The sequence below is a fragment of the Iodobacter sp. CM08 genome, from assembly GCF_033446605.1.
In the GTDB taxonomy this organism is placed as follows: domain Bacteria; phylum Pseudomonadota; class Gammaproteobacteria; order Burkholderiales; family Chitinibacteraceae; genus Iodobacter.
On record NZ_JAWQUO010000086.1, the window covers coordinates 1 to 3,248 of the forward strand.

The following is a 3,248-nucleotide window of genomic DNA, read 5'->3' on the forward strand; positions in this document are numbered from 1 at the left end:
ATCGGCAGGCGCGGGCTTTGGCCATCAGTTTATCCCTAGGGTGGGTCAGGAGGTGACTGTCAGCTTTTTAGGAGGTGACATTGACCGCCCTGTTGTCACTGGCGTGGTCTACAACGGTAGCCATTCAGTGCCCGCGTTTAGCGGCGCAGGCAGCTTACCCGCCAATAAAACCCTATCCGGTATCAAAACCAAAGAGCATGAAGGCGGCCAGTATGGCGAGCTGCTGTTTGATGATAGCAAAGGTGAAGTACGCACTAAATTATCCAGCGAGCACGGCAAAACCCAGCTTAACCTTGGCTATCTGATCCATCCAAGAACCGACGGAAAAGGCGAGCCACGCGGTGAAGGTTTTGAGTTGCGCACGGATAATCAGGGCGCAATCCGCGCCAATGGTTTACTCATTAGTACCGAAGCTAAAAGCGGCGCATCTGGCAAGCAACTCGACCGCAGCCCCGCCCAAAGCCAGCTTGAATCAGCATTTTCACTAGCCCAAAGCCTTGGTGAAACGGCCACCAACCAGCTTGCCGACACCATAGAAACCGGCGAAGACAATAAAACAATTAATCCGGACAATAGCGCGGGTAACCAAAACAGCCAAGGCCATTTGCACCATCATATCCACGCCAGTAAAAGCCTAGAAGCAGGCACAAATACGGATAAAGACGGTAAAAGCCAGTCCGAAAAGCAAGCAGGCCAACAGAATATCATTCTGCTACACGGGGAAGACGGCATCGCCATCACCAGCCCGCAAAGCCAGACAATTACCGCAGGCACAAACCTTGATCTGGTTGCGCAGCGCGACACCAACCAAACCTCTGGCCGCCGCTGGATTCACAACGTCGGCCAGCACATCAGCCTATTTGTGGCGGGGGTAAAAGATAAAGTCGCGCTAAAACTGATCGCCGCCAAAGGCAAAATCCAGTTGCAAGCGCAGAGCGACGATATTGAAATCACCGGCGATAAAGACCTAAAAGTCACTGCTTGCAAGGGCCTACTCAGCATTTCGGCTAAAGACGAAGTTTTAGTCACCGCAGGTGGCGGCTATATCCGGCTAAAAGGCGGCGATATCGAAATTCATTGCCCAGGGGAAGTAAGCATTAAGGGCGCGAGCCATGATATGAGTGGGCCAGCGAGCTTAACGCCCCAATTTGTGCCCTTTGTAAAAGCCAAGGATTGTTCACAAAAAATGAAAGATGCCGCTGCGGGCGGCGCAGCTGTTCTTTGATATACAGGCCAAAATTAATGCAAAACACAGCACTCTTTGACCCATGGCCTCCACTGGCTATTGAACCGGTTCATATTACGCAGTTGACAGCACAAATTGGATCGTCAAAACAAGACGGCACTCTCTATTTGCTGATTGATCCTATGCTGGGCGAGCCACGCCCCTTGGATGGCGGGCCAGATGCTGCGCCACCAGAAAACACGCCTACTCTGCAAGACTCCCGCACAGCAGCATGGGACGGGCGAAACATCACCATGCTGACTTTTAGCGAGCCGCCTTTGCCTTATGCTCAATTGCCCTATTTAGTGCAATTGCAGGGCAAAGAAGACCCTTTATTTGCAGAGTCTATTCAGATTGCATTAGAAAATAATCTTGCACTGCTAGAGAGAGGTTTTGGCGGGCTGCCTGTATGCGCCTGGCTACAAAGCCATGCAAGTAGCGATGAGCTGGCGGCATGGTTAGTCAGAATGATGCAGCAAAGAATAAAGGGACACGCAGGTAAGCGCTATTTAAGAGCAGCTGACCCCAGAACATTGCCTTTACTTTTAGCGCTGCTGGGTAAAGAGCGCATCAGTCTGTGGCTTGGGCCTGTTTCTAACTGGTATTTTTTATCTATCGACGGCAGAGTCACCCATCTACAAAGCACAGGGGGCAACAAGGCAATGCTGGTATTAAAGCCCCACGAAGCAGAAACCATACTTGATGCGGAGGCAATTAACCGTACTTTAGCGCAATGGTATGCCACACGATCAGCCCCCTATGCTCAGATGTTTTTAAATGCACGGCTATGGGTTAAAACCGCCAGGGAATCGGGCTGGCCGCAAACCGATGATCAACTGGCCTTTGCCCTACATGCCGATAAATATCCGCAGTTTTGGCGGCACTCATCTATGACTGCAATTTTTAAAAACGCCAAAGAAACTCAAACTCCTTTGAATACCGCATTGGCCGAAATAACCGAAAGCCAATGGGACCAAATCATGCTGAACTCACCGCAAAAGAAGACCAATGACGGATACCTGTAGAGCTTGTGAAAAAAGTGGTCTGCCTATTCTATTGGTGCGCCCTTCTGTAATTGCAAACAAAGCAGATTTGCAACCCGCTGGTAGTGACAAGCTGCTTTCGCACGCCACTGCGCAAAAAGCCGCCCAGCTTGCCACACCTAAGCAATCGCGCTTTGTCTTGCGCACCCTGCGCCGAGGTTATTTATATGTGTTTTATGAAACACCGCCAGCAGGCAAAAAAGATGGTTGGGATATCTATCGGATTACACCGGAAGGAGCGCTTTACTCTACCTCGCACCCCTCCTTTTATGCGCAAGAGCCTTTCTCATGTAATAAAGCCGGCCATTTGCATAAAGTGCGCTTACTGACGATTCCCCAGGCTCATAAAACGGGGAAAATATGGCTGGCTTATAGCGCCAACTTATGGAATGACACGCTTAAAAAAGCGAATCAGGCCAATCCAAAAGTCATGCAATGCCTTGATGTTAAAGCCTACTTAGATAGTGGAAAAGCACCAGACAATGCGTTTGTTGCCAAGGCAGAAAGCCCAGGGAAATTTGTTGCTGAATATGCACTGCGCAATGTCAGCCCGGGCAAAGATGCGGAGCCCTACTTCCCTTTTAAAGGCGAAGCAGGCGCGCTGGATCAACTGAATGGCCATATGCAGCAATTGGGCAATATGCACCCCAAGACCAAAGATAAAGGCCTTGTGTTTGCCCTGCATGACCCAGTGGCGGTTTCTGCCGAGCTAAACCATTTGCGTATGCGGGCGCTGGTAAAAATGAACGAGGCACTAACCCCCTTCGCCCAGGGAATGCTCTGCTCTGCCAGGCTTAGCGGCATTCAAAAAATGCTTCATGAAGACAATTTCAAGAAAACGGACTCATTTTTTGAATCGGGGGCAAGGGATTTAGGCGTGATTACCAAGGGGCAATATGATCGAAAAGAATCTAATGCCTATGGTCAGATCCCGATTGATTATTCAAGGAAAACACTGTGGGAGCCACTTGATACCACAA

The 3,248-nt window shown here is 50.0% G+C and carries 3 protein-coding genes; all 3 read left to right on the forward strand.

All coding sequences use genetic code 11. The features are described from left to right. The coding region (locus R6242_RS22080; RefSeq protein ID WP_318431026.1) for a DUF2345 domain-containing protein at positions 1-1,225 on the forward strand (1,225 nt) is incomplete at its 5' end. Between the two features lie 17 nt (positions 1,226-1,242). Beyond that, positions 1,243-2,250, forward strand: coding sequence for a DUF4123 domain-containing protein (locus R6242_RS22085; protein ID WP_318431028.1), 1,008 nt, complete (start codon positions 1,243-1,245; stop codon positions 2,248-2,250). Next, positions 2,234-3,248: T6SS effector BTH_I2691 family protein (locus R6242_RS22090; protein WP_318431030.1), on the forward strand; the 1,015-nt coding region annotated here is incomplete at its 3' end. The genes R6242_RS22085 and R6242_RS22090, both read left to right, overlap by 17 nt.

What these genes read in the sequence shown, in the direction of transcription:
- R6242_RS22085 (WP_318431028.1), top strand. Translation starts at nt 1,243, where the DNA reads ATGCAAAACACAGCACTCTTTGACCCATGGCCTCCACTGGCTATTGAA.